Genomic DNA, 15,598 nt, shown 5'->3' with positions numbered 1-15,598 from the left:
TCATTGAGACGGCTGCACCACAGTCGAACGGTGCGCCTCTTCGGTTTAACAGCCCCTTAGCACTAAAGCCTGGAGCATTTGCAAGCTGCTCTGACATAACTGGCACAACGTCTCTCTCCACGTTGGGTACTCGCTGCGATTTAGCATGGTAACGATAAGCCTGTCTCTCATCATAGCGTCTGATCAGGTTTGTGCAGCTTTAAGCCAACAAAATGAGAGGTAAAATCAGGGATGCAGCTGAATCCGGCGTGCCAGCAGATCAACCAGGATGTTCATCATCGCCGCAATCAGAATCAGTAACAGAGCCACATCGAAGCGGATCTCCTGAATCGCGCTGTCGACAAAAAAACCGATCGTCTGAATACCCAGAATACCCAGAATAGCGGTCTCCCGCATAATCACTTCCCAGCGATAGAGCATAAAGGATAAAAATGCCGGATAACTGCGGGGCAGCAACTCATAAAAATAGCGGTCTGTGCGTCTCTCTGGCGCATCGGGTCTGAGCCGTATTTCATTGCTATTACGCCCGGTCAGATAGCCGATCAGGGCACCATTATGAATCGCCAGTGCAATCACTGCCGGTAACATCGAAGGTCCCAGTAACTGCAACAGAATATAAGCCAGCAGATATTCAGGCGTAGAACGGGCAACCACCAGAAAAATATGGCCGGGAATCCGCCCCACTGTATCAAAGCAATAACGATTGATCAGGGGAAAAAACAACAGCGCAAACAGGCCCGTCACCACCAGTGCTATCTGTGACAAGAGCAGTGTATTCCACACCCCTGGCAGCGCCTGATCCATTACAATAGTGCCTGCCCAGTCCACCAGAGAGTGCAGAGATGCATCACCACTGCGCAACGGGGCCGGGATAATATCCTGAGAAAAGAAACGCCCGACATTACCCCAGATAATCGGCATCCCCGAGCCCATAAAAAAAGGAGACCCCAGCAAAAAAAGCGGCAGCGTCCAGCGTCTGAGCCACAGTTTTTTCGTCGCGATTAACAGGTAAAAGAGAATCATCAGCCCCGCAACTTCGGAGTAGTACCCCTGCGAGAAAGAGGATTCCAGATAATATCCAAGGGTTGGCAGACCGACAAATCCTAAAATCGCACTGCTGCGGATGCCGCATTCAAGGCGATAGGAGGTATAGCTGACCAGATGGGGCCAGGCTTGCGGCAACCGGGTATAGAGAAGCGCACTGAAAAAGCCACTGCCCACGGGTAGCGCTTTTTCCGGCTGGGTTGCCACCTGATCAAAAATTTCGGCATACATACGGGCAAAAATTCCGCAATAGGGAACTGCGATTGCCAGCAAACCGGTTAACGGATGCAGTCCAAAAAACTGCAAAAAGATCAGCGCCCAGAACAGTTCATGAATCGAACGGATTAACGCACAGATAGCACGGACCAGGAGATTATGAAACATCAGTGCTAACAGAAAACCACAGATCACGGCCAGCGCCACACCGGCGAAGGCGAAAGCCAGCGTTGCCAGCAAAGCTTCGGTCACCAGAACGGGATCCATCAGCTGTGGAGAGATAACGCCCTGCAGCATCCGGCCTATCTCACGCCAGGGGTCCAGACTGGAAACATCCAGATCAGCGAAGGGCAAACAGAGCAGCGCAACCAGTAAAAACCACACCCCGGTCCGGACACCTCCAGGCCAGCGGTAGCGAGGCAGCGACAAGGGCTTAGTAGAATTCATTCAGCGCACTTGCAGTCAAACGCCCGGATGGCTGATCAAGGACAAGTTCACCATTCTGAATGGCAATAATCCGCTGACCATAGCGTAATGCCCGGTCAACATCATGCAGAGTAATCACTGCGGTGGCGAAGTTCTGGCCAAGCAGAGACATCACCCGATCCGCTTCCGGTCCGTCTAATGCAGATACCGGCTCGTCTGCCAGCAACACCGGGGCATCCTGAAAAAGCGCCCGGGCGACGGCGACACGTTGCTGCTGACCTCCCGACAGGTCCGCCACCTGCGAGAAGCACTTAGCGGCCAACCCCAGCCGCTCCAGCAGTGGCAGTATTTCAGCCACCCGTGCCTGAGCAGGGCGGATCAGGTTGCGAATATTGTGCAACACGGTGTAGCGCGGTAAACGTCCCATATAAACATTATGAAACACGCTCAGACACTCAACCAACCCCAGGCCCTGAGGGATCAGGGCGCATTCGCGACGGTTTTCGCTATAAATATGATTTAGCAGGGTCGACTTACCACAACCACTTTTACCCAGCAGAATCAGATGCTCGCCAGCCCGGATATCCAGGCTGACAGGGCCCAAAACCCGCTGATCACCGTAGCCCAGCGCATCGCTTTGTATCGCCAGCAGGGACATTAATCCAGCAAACCCACCTGCCTGGCCACCTTACGTACCGGCTCGAAATCATCATTCGATGCGGGAATAAAGCCTGAACGGGGGAAGCTGTTCAGCAGTTCAGGATCATTCATCTCCAACAGCGCTTTTTCCAGCCGGGCGGTAAAACCGTCACCATAGACAGCATCCAGATCACCGCGCACGCTCCACTGATAATCAGGGTAGGTGGGGGTTTCCCAGATAACCTGTACCTTAGAGGTATCCACTTTGCCTTCAGCCACAGCCGTTTCCCAGACTTTATAGTTCAGGGCACCCACCTGATAGGCTCCGGATTCGACCAGCGCAATCGTGCGCGAGTGGTTACCACTGAAACCGACCCGGCTGAACAGCTCATCAGGGCCGATTCCAAACTGCTCCCGCAGGTTGTATTCAGGCATCAGGCGACCGGATGTAGAGCCTTTTGAACCGAAGGTAAAGGTCAGCCCCCGCAGAGATTCCGGCAGATGATCAGACGGGCTGATACCGGTGCTGGTGTTGGCAATAAAAAACGATTTAAACTCGGGATCTTCAACCCCCTGAGCCACAGCACGAGACCCTGGCACCAACTCCCGGGCCTGTACACCGGACAACCCTCCAAACCAGGCGAGTTGCACCTGATTATTTCTGAACGCGGTTATCGAAGCGGCATATGATTTAACCGGAATAAACCGCACCTCAGTTTTCAGTTCCTGTTGCAGATAATCAGCCACTTTCTGAAACCGCTGCTTCAGCTGAGTTTCATCCTGATCAGGAATGGCAGTAAAAACGAAGACCGGGGCCGCATTAACAGCGCCCGCTAATAGCATTAAAAACAATCCACGGATCAATATTCTGAGCATTTTTTCATTCCTGAATAATCAGTAAAGTTAAGGCGGCTATTTTCGCACACTCCCCCATGATAATGCAGCTTGTTTAAGCAATGCAGATAGAAAATCAATGAAAAATACAAACACCTGTTTAATAAACTTTACTTTTTTAAAACATAAAATAATGGCTCCCGGTCTATGCTGAAAGGAGGCTTACCACCCTGTGACAAATAATTAGCCTGGGAAAACGGATACGAGTTTGGATCAGACTGCGTTAATATTCACCTGATCTTCAGTAGCTCCCCTCGCTGTATCAGGGCCTGAACACCTGCGCCGGATATACTATATGCTGCTTCATGCGTTAAAACTGCTTTCACTCTTGCTGTTATCACTGCTGGCCAGTATCAGTCATGGTTCGGAAAGTAATACCGATAATCTGACCCCTGTCAGTCTGCAGCTTATCTGGAAACACCAGTTCCAGTTTGCCGGATACTATGTGGCGAAACACAAAGGGTTTTACCAACGGGCGGGCCTCGATGTTTCAATTCATGAGTTTGAAAATGATGAAGATCCGGTCGCCACAGTGCTCAGTGGCAAACGGGATTTTGCTCTGGGCCGCTCAACTATTCTGGCGCAACGTATCAACGGAGCCAGAATTACCGCCCTGCTGGCCACCTTTCAAAGCTCCCCGCTGATGTTGCTGACCACCACAGCGTCTGGAATCTCAAAACCAGCCGACCTCAGAGGCAAACGCATCATGATGACCAGTGATGCAAAGAAACAGGTTGAGCTGCTGGCAATGCTACACCAGTCCGGCATCACTGAAGCTGATTTTGAACGTCAGAATCATAGTTTTGACATCAACGATCTGATCGACGGAAATACCGACGCGATGGCGTCCTACCTGTCCAATGAACCCTTTCAGCTAATGAAAAAAGGGGTCGGCTACACCATGATCCGGCCGGAAAAATTCGGTTTCAGTATGTACTCGGATCTGCTGTTCACCTCAGACACTCTATTGCATGAGAAACCTGAATTGGTTGAAGCCTTCCGACAGGCAACCATTGAAGGCTGGCGCTACGCTTTCAGTCATATTGAGGAAACCGCAGATCTGATTCTCGCAGAATACAACAGCCAGAATCGTTCAAAAGAAGCTCTGGTCTATGAAGGAGAACAGTTGGCAACCCTGGCATTTGATCAGGAGGGCAGATTCGGATCAATTAGTGAAGAGAAGCTTAACGCAATCTCACAGCTCTATCTGCTCTTTAACTTAATCCCATCCGATTACACCATTGGCAACTTTATCTACCAGCCGAAAGATAATAACCGGCTGTCACTGAACCATCGAGAACAACAGTTTCTGGCTAACAATCCAACGTTTAAAGTCTGTGGCGATCCTCTTTGGGAGCCCTATAGTCAGTTGACATTCAACCGTTACGAAGGGGTTATCCCTGATTATCTGCAGCTGATAAGTGAGCGCACCGGTCTCCAGTTTGAAACCATCACCTCTCAGGTATGGAGCCAGTCAATTGCCGCCATGAAAGCAGCGAAATGCGACATTATCGCCGGGGCGATGCAAACTCCGAACCGGGCGCAATACATGCAATTCTCTCACCCCTACCTGAGCATGCCAGCGGTACTGGCGGTGAGATCGGATACGCCAGCAGATATGCCGCTACAGGAGATCTTCAGCCATCCGGTAGCGATCATCGAAGAATCAGCCTTTATTGAGATTATTCGCGGACGTATTCCAGACGCCAATATCGTGCCGGTTGCCTCGGTTACCGATGGCCTTAAGCGAATTCAGAGCGGTGAGGTCTTTGCCTTGCTGAATACCCCCGATGGACTCAGCTCTGCTATCAGCCAACGCCAGTTATCCGGGATAAAAGTGATCGACCAGGTGAGAGACACCTGGGATATCAGCGTTGCAATCAACCGCACCTATCAGGACACGCCGTTACTCTCGATCATCAACAAGGCGATCAACTCAATTACCCCAGCGGAGCGAGATGAGATACGCAACCGCTGGATCAGAATAACCTTTGAACATGAAACCGATTACTCGCTGCTCTGGCGGTTTGTTTCCATCATCAGCATTGTGCTTCTGTTTCTTATTTATCGCTACCGGCTGATCCATATGCACAACCAGCAACTGCGCGAAATCGCCCGCCATGATCAGCTTACCGGTCTGTATAACCGGCGCATGCTCAACGATGCGCTCACCGACAGTATTGAGATATCCAGGCGTTATAAACGCCCGTTTTCGATCGTGTTTTTCGATCTGGATAACTTTAAAGAGATTAATGACCGGTTTGGCCATAATGAAGGAGACCGGGTACTTAAAGTGGTCGCCGATATATTACACAGTAATTGTCGGTTGAGTGATCATTATGGCCGTTGGGGAGGAGAGGAGTTTCTGATTGTTCTGCCTGAATCAACGCTGAAAGATGCGCAATCCAGCGCTGAAAAACTACGTCTGGCGATAGAGAAACATGATTTCACATTCTCTCCGTCCACGCAGATCACCGGCAGCTTTGGTGTTACACAGTTCGAACCGGGGGACACCATTAACAGTGTTATTGACCGGGCAGATCAGGCTCTTTACCGGGCCAAGTCTTCAGGTAAAAACCGGGTTTGCAAGGCCCAGGGGAATCAAAGGAAAACCGTTGCAGAGCTGCAGGAAAACCATTGATAACAATAGTCTTAAAGCAGGCGAAAGAGTAAACTAATCCCCGTTCATACCGAGGAAACACTCATGTCTTTCGAAAGCGCTATCACCTTTTTTATCGCTATATTTATCTTTGGCATCACTCCCGGCCCCGGCGTGTTTGCTATCCTGGCCAAAGCGATGGTAGAAGGCTCCCGACGCTGTTTTATGCTGGCACTGGGGATGACCTGCAGCGACATTATCTACCTGACCCTTGCCTGCCTGGGACTGGCCACTATCGCCGCGCACTGGGGCGGCCTGTTCACTCTGATCCGTTGGATTGGTGCAGCTTACCTTATCTGGCTGGGCTTCAAACTATTTACCAGCAAACCCAGTATTGACCCCGCAGCCACATCCATCGCCAGACGCTCATCGATGGAGTTTATGCAGGGCTTTCTTATCTCGGCTTCCAACCCCAAAGTGATACTGTTTTATATCGCCTTCCTGCCCACCTTTATGGACCTGTCTTCACTCGACAGCAGGGACATTGCCCTGGCGGCAGGACTGACACTGGTAGCCCTGATGCTGGGGCTGATGCTGATCGCGCTCTGCGCTCACTGGGCCAGTAAACGATTACAATCCCCTACGGCAACCAAGCGACTGAACCAATGTGCCGGGGGCATTATGATGGGGGCCGGCGTTTATCTGGTTTCACGCAGCTGATGCTTTATAATCAGCTTCCCACTTTTCAGGTTACAGAATTACGATGGAAACCCTTGCAGCCCCTCAGGGGAATTTTAAACTGTCCCGCTTTCCGGTCCGACAACAGGAGACGCTGCGCGCCTGGGACGCAGCAGATGAGTATCTGCTGAACTACCTGAATGATGAACAGCTGCTACACAGTAACTGCCACATACTGATTGTGAATGATAGTTTCGGCGCGCTGGCCTGCGCCCTCTCAGGTTATGACACCGTATCGGTGAGTGACTCATTTATTGCCCAGCAAGGGATGCAACTAAATCTCAACCAGAACCAGCTTGACCTGGATGCAGTCGAATTCAGGCACTCACTGATGGCTTACGGTCAGGCAGATAAGCCTTACGATATAGTGCTGTTAAAGGTCACTAAAAGCCTGGCACAACTGGAAGACCAGTTGCATCGCATCCGTCCCTATATCACGCAAAACAGTCGAATTATCGCTGCAGGTATGACAAAGGGGATTCACACATCGACTCTGCAACTTTTTGCAACGATCATCGGTCAGACGAAAACTTCTCTGGCACGCAAAAAAGCCAGACTGATTTTTGCCCGCCTCGATCCAGAACTGATTCCGCCTGAAAACAGCTATCCGCGATCATACAGACTGGCAAACACTGAGTATCAGATTCTCAACCATGCCAACGTATTTTCACGGGAAAAATTGGATATTGGCACCCGTTTTTTGATCGAAAACCTCCCCACTGATAGCCGTTTTCAACAGGTCATCGATCTTGGCTGCGGTAATGGTATTGTCGGTCTGATGGCGGCAGCGGCCAATCCGCAAGCGACCCTCCACTTTGTTGATGAATCCTATATGGCAGTAGCGTCTGCCAGGGAAAATTTCAGCCAGGCATTTCCTGACAGAGAAGCGCAGTTCGAGGTAACCGACTGTCTGAAAGGTATACCCTCAGATAGCAGTGATCTGATCCTCAACAACCCTCCCTTTCACCAACAGAACGCTATCGGAGACTTTATCGCCTGGCAGATGTTCACCGAAGCCAAAACGATTCTTAAATCAGGCGGCGAACTCTGGGTGATAGGCAACCGTCATCTTAACTACCACGCTAAGCTGAAAAAGCTTTTCGGTAACTGTTCAACCATCGCCAGCAATACTAAGTTTGTTATTCTGAAAGCAATCAAACGCTGACCATGGGCCTGTTGTCACATCCGGACCGATGAGTGTCAATCACAGGATAAAACCGTAATAGCAAGTTAACGGTTTTGCCGAGATTAGCGGGAAAACACACCGTTTTTCAAACAGATGTTTACATTTTCCTGGAATATTTATCGGAATCAGAATCGACCGAAATGGTGATATCAGGTATATTCGTAGCCTTTATTTTCCCTGATCTTTCTCGCCATTTGTTTATCAGGAACAGGTAAACATGTCGTAGGTTTTGAGTATGCAATGGATAATCGAACACAATGGTTTTATTATCGAAGCAATATTGATGGGTGTTATTGTTATTTGGGTGGGTACACGGATCTGATCAAACCCAATTGCAGGTTAAAACCACAACCATGTCATTTGTAAATATACGCAGGTTTGTCGCTACACTGTCTGTAGTCATCTTGTCTCCCACTTCTGCATTATGTGCCGATCAGAGCGAACTGTCTGAACTGGATTATCTGAATGATATTCCCGTTACTTTTTCAGCCACACGCCTGCCTCAGACACTCAGTGATGCACCCGTTTCTATCACGATTATTGATCAACGAATGATAGAGGCCTCCAGCGCCACCACTATTCCAGAGCTATTCAGACTGGTACCCGGTATGCAGTCATACCATATCGCCACTAACGCATCTGCAGTGGCTTATCACGGTATGAGTGATAAGTTCCCTCCCCGAATGGAGGTTATGGTTAACGGCCAGTCCATATACCTTCCGCTGTTCTCCACAGTCAGTTGGGAGACCCTGCCCATCACAATCGCAGATGTAGAGCGTATAGAAGTGATCAGGGGAACCAATACTGTCACCCAGGGCTCAAACGCTTTTCTCGGTGCTATCAATATTATTACCCACACGCCTCTCAGTGAACGGGCAGATTTTATTCGCTATACCCAGGGGGAGTTCGATACTCAAAATGTTCAGGCGGAGCACAATCAAAAGACAGCATACGGGCATTACCGGGTTGCTACCGGCGTATTAAGTAATGATGGATACGACTTCACTTACGACGCCCAGGATCCCTATTTTAAGCGCTACTTCAGTTTTGAAGGCACCCTGTCACCAACTCTGCTGGACACCATTTCAATTGATCTCGGATACTCTGAAGGCTATAGCTCTGTAGGCGATATAAAGCCAAGCCCCGGCTGGGGTTTCAAACGCCGGGAATTTGATACCAACTCTCAGCATCTCACCTGGTCGCACTTACTGAGTAATTCAGACGAACTAAAGTTGAGCTATGCTCACGCAGTCAACAATCTGAGCGCCAGATTGTTAACCGCAACGGAGGCATCTCAGTTAACCGGCCTCCCGGTCAACATAGCTCAGGAGTTTCTTGACACCAATGCTCCGCTGCTAATCACCGCTGAAACTGGCAAAATAGAGCAGCATGACGTTGAAATAACGCTGCAGCAACACCCTTCTTACGACTCAAAAGTAATCACGGGTATAGCCTTTCGTGCTGAAAAAGCCAAAAATCGACAATTACTGGGTACAAATGAGTGGGTCAGCGAAGAAAGCAGCCGCATATTCACCAACTGGGAGTACTCTGGATTTACAGACTGGACCCTCAATACCGGGGCACTGCTGGAACATGTATCGGGCAGTGGCACCCGACTATCTCCCCGTATCGCAGCCAACTACCAGCTTTCCCCCCTGAGTACATTCAGAACATCTCTCAGCCGGGCTTACCGGATGCCCTCACTGTTGGAAGCTAACTTTGAAAATATTATTTATGTGCCTGCCCCCTACACAGGCGCTTTCGGGGAAGTCTACGAATATGACTTCCTAGTTAATCAGGAACTCTCAGCTGAGCGACTCGACTCTATTGATCTTGGAGTGATGATCAACTGGCCTGAAATCCACTCACAGTTGGACACCCGCATCTTTTATGAGGAGATCAAAGGGGGGATTACGCCCAGTTACCAGTTCCTGGATCCCGCGATGTTATCCTCAGCGCCCTATGACCCAGACCAGCTGTATCGTACATTTATGAACCGCGCGCACTGGAGTAATCAGGGCATTGAGTTGCAGTATAAATATCAGTCCGAGGGCGACCTGAAACCACTGTTCGTTTTCAATTATGGCTATATTGATAGCAACGGTTATAGAAACGATGGCAATCAGAATAGAAGCGCGACTGACGTTTTCGACAGGCTGGAAACCCGTAACCCTATGCACACGGCTTCACTCCTGGCCAGCATCACCTTACCTGACAACCTTCAGCTAAGCATGAGCCACTATTATCTCAGCTCTGTTCGCTGGCAGGAGGCGGTCAAGGATACTGATCCTCCTAACGCCCCCTACCACCGGACCGATCTGAAAATTTCTAAGGGATTCAGACTCTCTCCTCAAAATGAGCTAAGTATTGCGCTGATTGTGCAGAACTTACTGGATAAACCCTATTCTGAGTTTTATGCTGAGAATATGTTTGAACAACGAACCTACTTACAAGCCCAGCTAAGTTTCTGATTTTCTGTCAAAACGGATTATGCCGAACGCGACACAGGAAGTAGTCACAAGCACCTTTCACAACTGTCAGATCGTCTGTTTACTGATAGCTCTTGTGCTTGCCTGCGGTAATGTGAGGGCGGCTGACTCGCTGCTGTTACTCAGCAGCGATAACCCTGCCTATCAGAGTGTTGCATCGACAATCATCAGCCAGGGCCCAACCATCCGCATGGATACATCGTATCCGGAACACCTGACGGAGAATGCCACAGCCCACCTCGCCGCTTATCAGTTGCTCATCACAGTCGGCAGCCAGGCGACTGAATTTGCCATGCAGTTCGCCCAGCAAAACAGCACCATCGTTAGCACCTTCATCCCCAGTCAGCGATTCCAGCAGTTATCACAGAAATACGCTGCTGAGATGAAACAGAGAAAAGTCAGCATAACCGCTATCTATCTGGATCAGCCGCTGCAACGTCAGCTCAGACTCGCCTCGCATATAAAGCCGGAACTAAAAAGCCTGGGGTTCACCCTTGGGCCTGACTCGCTGTATATGCTGCCACAACTTAAAGACGCGGCAGCCAGCATGGGGCTCAGCCTTAACTATCAAACACTGAGCCTTGAAGACAACCCTATTCAGCGTATCCAGCCAATCATGGAGAGCTCTGATCTTTTTCTCGTCATTCCAGACCAGAGCACATTCAATAAAACCACCGCTAAATGGTTGTTATATATGTCTCTACGCAACCGGGTACCCTTGCTTGCCTTCTCGCAAAACTACGTTAAGGCGGGAGCTATCGCCGCATGTATCACCACCCCGGAGGATATCGGCCGGTTCACCGCTGAACAACTACATCTGATTGCCGGGGGCACGCTACCGCCGCCGTCCTTCAGCCCCTATTTCAAAGTGATCACTAATCCACGAATTGCCAGACAGTTAAACCTGTCAATACAAACAGCGGAACAACTCCAGCAACAGATTATGGAGGCAGAAGCCCAGTGACAAAGGACCGGAAAAACCGTTACGGGATTCGCCAGCAGGTATTACTGATAGCGCTGATCCCCTTGGTCGCCATGACGCTGATTTTAGCAGGCTATTTTATCTCAACCCGTATAGCAGATAATAAGTCTGCCCTGATTGAGCGGGGGGAAACCATGTCACGCCTGCTGGCTCAGGCGTCTGAGTTTGGTTTGATATCAGAACTGACCCATCAGTTATCAGCACTCAGTCAGGGGCCTATACAGGAAGCCGATGTTGCCGATGTCATCTTTATTAATCGCGATCAGAGAGTGCTATACCGCTCCAACGATTTCCACCTGAAACCCAATCTACAGCCACAGCCCAGCTATCAGACCGATGCTTCTGTCTGGCTATTCACCACACCCGTAACCACCCAGGGAATCATCGTTGGCGATTCCCCCGAGACCAGCTCTACTCTGGCCGAGAGGGAACTTCTCGGCTGGGTCGTGGTTGCCATGTCGACCCAACCCATGCATAGCCGTGAAAACCAGATTATTACCAATAGTCTGTTGATTCTGCTGGGCGGGCTGGTCTGCACATTTATCATTGCAGCACGATTTGCAGAAACACTGACAAAACCGATTATCAGCCTGACAGCCGTGGTCAAAAGGCTTGAAGAAGGACATCTCGACGCCAGGGTAGATATCCAGTCTTATGCTGAACTAGGCTCTCTGGAGAAAGGGGTTAACCTCCTGGGTGAGCAAGTGCAGAGCTCAAATCAGATTCTGGAAAGCCAGGTAGAAAAAGCCACTGAACGTTTACGCAAAACCCTTCACCACCTTGAAAACCAGAATATTGCCCTGCAAAAGGCCCGTCAGCGGGCAGATCAGGCCAATATGGCTAAAGATCAGTTTCTCGCACGCATGAGTCATGAGCTAAGAACGCCACTGACCTCTATTCTGGGCTTCACCAATATTCTGCGCCAGACAGACCTGAGCTTTGAACAACAGGAACATTGCCGGATTATCAACCAGACCTCCAATATGCTGCTATCGATCATCGATGACATACTGGATTTTGCCAAGCTACAATCCGACGCTATAAAACTGGAGCGTATACAGTGCAATCCAGAACAGGTCATTTTTGAAGCGATTGAGATGCAGTCCCAAAGCGCAGCGGCTAAAGGACTTGAGTTGTCCTATCAGGTTGATGAAACGGCCTATGCTGATGTGTTAGGCGATCCAACCCGACTGCGTCAGATCGCAACAAACCTTATCAGCAATGCCATAAAGTTTACCGATACAGGGCAGATCCTGGTTACACTGCGAACCCTGAAAGAAGCCCATGGAGTAAAACAGTTACAGCTGTGCGTCAAAGATACCGGTATCGGTATCTCTGAGGAGCAACAGACACTCCTTTTCAATGCTTTCGCTCAGGCTGATTCATCGATAACACGCCGTTTTGGCGGTAGCGGACTGGGACTTGTTATTGTACAAAAGCTGGTACAGCTGATGCAGGGAAATGTTAAGCTTTCCAGTAAAGTGGGAGTTGGAACGGAGATCTGTTGCAGTTTTACCGTCAAAACAGACCATAAGTTACTGCCTGCTTCTGAAGTTGAACCTTCTGCAACCAGAGTGATCATCTTTGACAGGCACCCCGAAAGCCTCCATGCACTCAGCGATATGGCGCAGCCACTCGCATCACATATACAGACCTGTGCAACTATCCAGGATCTTGAAAAGACACTATCAGGTATTGAAGGGCATTTAGCCGGACTGATCTTCGGTCTGAGTGCCAATGTGGATATAGCCAATCAGCAAAAGCTTAAAATCACTACAATATTCGCTTCTTTTAAAGGCAATATCCTGCTACTGACGCCCGCCCTTGCGGGTAATACCGATGAGTTTTCCCACCTCATCGATAACCCTCGCCTCACAATTAACAGCAAGCCTTTACAGCGGGAAATACTAAAAAAATGGCTACAGCATGCCCCCGTCAATCATCAGCGACTGAAAACAGAGCACAGCGATGACTGCCTGTTAGCTGACCGGGTCATTCTGGTTGCTGAAGATAATGACTTTAACCGATTACTATTACGAAAGATCATTGAGTCCACCGGCGCCACGGTGTTCGAAGCACGGGACGGTGAGCAAGCGATCAAACGGATCAATGAAATAAAGCCTGACATTGTTATTATGGACGTGCACATGCCCAGAATAGATGGTATCAGAGCAACCAGTTCGGTACGTGAAGATTTTCCCGACCTGCCGATTATAGCGCTAACCGCCGATGTTATCTCAAGTGAAGAGCACGCACTACGCCAGGCAGGGGTAACCCGCATCGAATATAAACCGATCAATGACACGCGCCTGATCAAACTGCTGAAGATGCTCTGCGAAAAGGAGAATCAGAACCATAATGCAGACACTCCCTCGCAAAGCGAACCAGTGGCGAGTACGAACCTGCACAAGTATCAGATGAGCAAAGAGGATCTTCATCAAGAACTGATAACACAGATAGAAGGGTTACAGCAGGCTTTTAATGATAACAACAACAGAGGTATACGGGATCACAGCCATCAGCTTATCGGGCTTGCCGGACTGTTTGAGCTACCAGAGCTGGAACACTGTAGTATAGCGTTAAACGATGCTGCGAAAGCCGGCGACACCAGACAGGTATGGGAGACCCTGACCCGTTTACGGCGACTGATAATGCACCAACAATACCTTGATTAGAAATCGACCGTCAAAGGAGCATTACGGATAAACTCCTGTAACTCTGACGCCTGCTGTTTGACATAGTTACGGCCCTTAAGATCATAGAGATAGCCATTTAAGCCCGGCCCTGAAGCGATGTTGTCCACCTCCCCCTGATCCAGCTGATAACAACGACGACGAAACTCTTCAAGATCAGCATCATGGGTAATAGGAGTATGCACAAACAAACTCCAGGCCTGCTCCGTTGTCGAGCGGTCCTCAACCCCCTGCATCAATTTAAGGACATACTCTTTATCAGGCCGGTACGTTGGTGGACGACCAAAAAGTAGTCCAATAACCAGCAACATGAGTATGAAAAGACTCACCAGAAAAACAACGAAGAACTCCATCTACACCTCAATGATAACGATTGAAGTCCTGAGAGAGTAAACATTTAGCAGCGCTGATAACCTGATCGCTATAGCCAGACTCCAATACATCCATGTGTGCTATATACTCAAGCTTTTCAGGCCCTTTGAGCTTCTTCCAGGCCTCTTTACGCGGAATATGCTTACTCTGTTCGAAGACCTCATTAAACACAATATAGGCTTCTGACTGAGCTAACTGAGGGTCTAAGTTATCCAGCAACACTTTACACCGGATGCAAGCCTCAGTAAGCGGTATCTCATCATTCAGTATAGCCTGGCCAATCACTTGCAAGCTCTCAATAATATGCAATCGATTATCCCTGACCTCTGCGGCTATCTTCTTTAATTTGTTTTCAGCTTCCATCCGCTTCTGTTTCTGCTGCTTTACTAACCGCAGAATGTAATACACCAGAGCCACCACGATAAACAGATTTACCGAGATTAAAATATACAGCGTTGTTTCAGACATAAAATACCTACATTAAAAGCTGTCATAAAAGCAGTCGCCAGACCACTGCTTCGCAGCTCGCTAGACGTGGCTGCGCCACTTGCCAGAACGGAGCCTGCGGCTCCTGCCAGAAAAAGCTATCGCAACGAGGGCGTCCCTCCCACACTTGATATGGTGTAAGAGCCCCTTCCAGGGGCGATAAACAATCGCTGCTGGAAGCAGCTCCTACAAAACCACCTACCCTGCGGGGTTGTGATTGTGGGAGGCGCGCTGGTATGCCCTTTGGGTACCTCGCGGCAATAGTTTAAACCAATGCCTTTGCATGCGAGTACCCCCCTTCCTGTAGGAGCCCCTTCCAGGGGCGATAAACAATCGCTGCTGGAAGCAGCTCCTACAAAACCACCTACCTTGTGGGGTTGTGATTGTGGGAGGCGCGCTGGTATGCCCTTTGGGTACCTCGCGGCAATAGTTTAAACCAATGCCTTTGCATGCGAGTACCCCCCCCTTCCTTTAGGAGCCCCTTCCAGGGGCGATAAACAATCGCTGCTGGAAGCAGCTCCTACAAAACCACCTACCTTGTGGGATTGTGATTGTGGGAGACGCGCTGGTATGCCCTTTGGGTACCTCGCGGCAATAGTTTAAACCAATGCCTTTGCATGCGAGTACCCCCTTCCTGTAGGAGCCCCTTCCAGGGGCGATAAGCACTCGCGGCTGGAAGCAGCTCCTACAAAACCACCTACCCTGCGGGATTGTGATTGTGGGAGACGCGCTGGTATGCCCTTTGGGTACCTCGCGGCAATAGTTTAAACCAATGCCTTTGCATGCGAGTACCCCCTTCCTGTAGGAGCCCCTTCCAGGGGCGATAAGCACTCG

11 protein-coding genes are annotated in these 15,598 nt (G+C 49.7%); 6 read left to right on the top strand and 5 right to left on the bottom strand.

Features of this window, described 5'->3' with window-relative positions; translation table 11 throughout:
• Positions 1-225: 225 nt before the first annotated feature.
• Genes JW499_RS17505 through JW499_RS17495 form a run of 3 tightly spaced genes read right to left on the bottom strand, consistent with a single transcriptional unit; the run spans position 226 to position 3,201 of the window.
• Positions 226-1,707: a PhnE/PtxC family ABC transporter permease gene (locus tag JW499_RS17505; protein ID WP_205211799.1), complete on the bottom strand. Its 1,482-nt coding sequence runs from the start codon at positions 1,705-1,707 to the stop codon at positions 226-228.
• Positions 1,694-2,344, bottom strand: coding sequence for an ATP-binding cassette domain-containing protein (locus JW499_RS17500; RefSeq protein ID WP_205211798.1), 651 nt, complete (start codon positions 2,342-2,344; stop codon positions 1,694-1,696). Before JW499_RS17500 ends, JW499_RS17505 begins: the two co-directional genes overlap by 14 nt.
• Positions 2,344-3,201 (bottom strand): putative selenate ABC transporter substrate-binding protein, encoded by an 858-nt coding sequence (locus tag JW499_RS17495; RefSeq protein ID WP_205211797.1) that lies wholly within the window; start codon positions 3,199-3,201, stop codon positions 2,344-2,346. The genes JW499_RS17500 and JW499_RS17495 overlap by 1 nt, the downstream gene beginning before the upstream one ends.
• A 313-nt stretch (positions 3,202-3,514) precedes the next feature.
• Here JW499_RS17495 and JW499_RS17490 point away from each other — a divergent pair, with 313 nt between their 5' ends.
• The 6 genes from JW499_RS17490 (at position 3,515) to JW499_RS17465 (ending at position 13,888) form a co-directional block, all read left to right on the top strand.
• A complete protein-coding gene (locus JW499_RS17490) occupies positions 3,515-5,860 on the top strand; it encodes a transporter substrate-binding domain-containing diguanylate cyclase (RefSeq protein WP_205211796.1) in 2,346 nt (781 codons plus the stop codon).
• Positions 5,861-5,923: 63 nt separating this feature from the next.
• On the top strand, positions 5,924-6,538 hold the full coding sequence (locus JW499_RS17485) for a LysE family translocator (RefSeq protein ID WP_205211795.1): 615 nt from the start codon (positions 5,924-5,926) through the stop codon (positions 6,536-6,538).
• Between the two features lie 43 nt (positions 6,539-6,581).
• The gene (locus JW499_RS17480; protein ID WP_205211794.1) at positions 6,582-7,721 is read left to right on the top strand and encodes a methyltransferase; all 1,140 of its coding nucleotides are present in this window, start codon (positions 6,582-6,584) and stop codon (positions 7,719-7,721) included.
• Between the two features lie 374 nt (positions 7,722-8,095).
• Complete coding sequence (locus JW499_RS17475; protein ID WP_205211793.1) at positions 8,096-10,213, top strand: TonB-dependent receptor plug domain-containing protein; 2,118 nt, start codon at positions 8,096-8,098, stop codon at positions 10,211-10,213.
• Between the two features lie 19 nt (positions 10,214-10,232).
• On the top strand, positions 10,233-11,195 hold the full coding sequence (locus JW499_RS17470; RefSeq protein ID WP_205211792.1) for an ABC transporter substrate-binding protein: 963 nt from the start codon (positions 10,233-10,235) through the stop codon (positions 11,193-11,195).
• Positions 11,192-13,888 carry an ATP-binding protein gene (locus JW499_RS17465; RefSeq protein WP_205211791.1) on the top strand — a complete coding sequence of 899 codons (2,697 nt, stop codon included), beginning with the start codon at positions 11,192-11,194 and terminating at the stop codon, positions 13,886-13,888. Before JW499_RS17470 ends, JW499_RS17465 begins: the two co-directional genes overlap by 4 nt.
• Here the strand turns inward: JW499_RS17465 and JW499_RS17460 are convergent.
• Positions 13,885-14,259 (bottom strand): hypothetical protein, encoded by a 375-nt coding sequence (locus JW499_RS17460; RefSeq protein WP_205211790.1) that lies wholly within the window; start codon positions 14,257-14,259, stop codon positions 13,885-13,887. The genes JW499_RS17465 and JW499_RS17460 overlap by 4 nt on opposite strands.
• Positions 14,260-14,266: 7 nt before the next feature.
• Positions 14,267-14,746: a DUF2489 domain-containing protein gene (locus tag JW499_RS17455; RefSeq protein WP_205211789.1), complete on the bottom strand. Its 480-nt coding sequence runs from the start codon at positions 14,744-14,746 to the stop codon at positions 14,267-14,269.
• Positions 14,747-15,598: the final 852 nt, after the last annotated feature.

The organism is Amphritea pacifica, assembly GCF_016924145.1.
Taxonomy (GTDB): domain Bacteria; phylum Pseudomonadota; class Gammaproteobacteria; order Pseudomonadales; family Balneatricaceae; genus Amphritea; species Amphritea pacifica.
The sequence above is the reverse complement of the archived record's forward strand: the minus strand, read 5'-3'. Positions and strand labels throughout refer to the sequence as shown.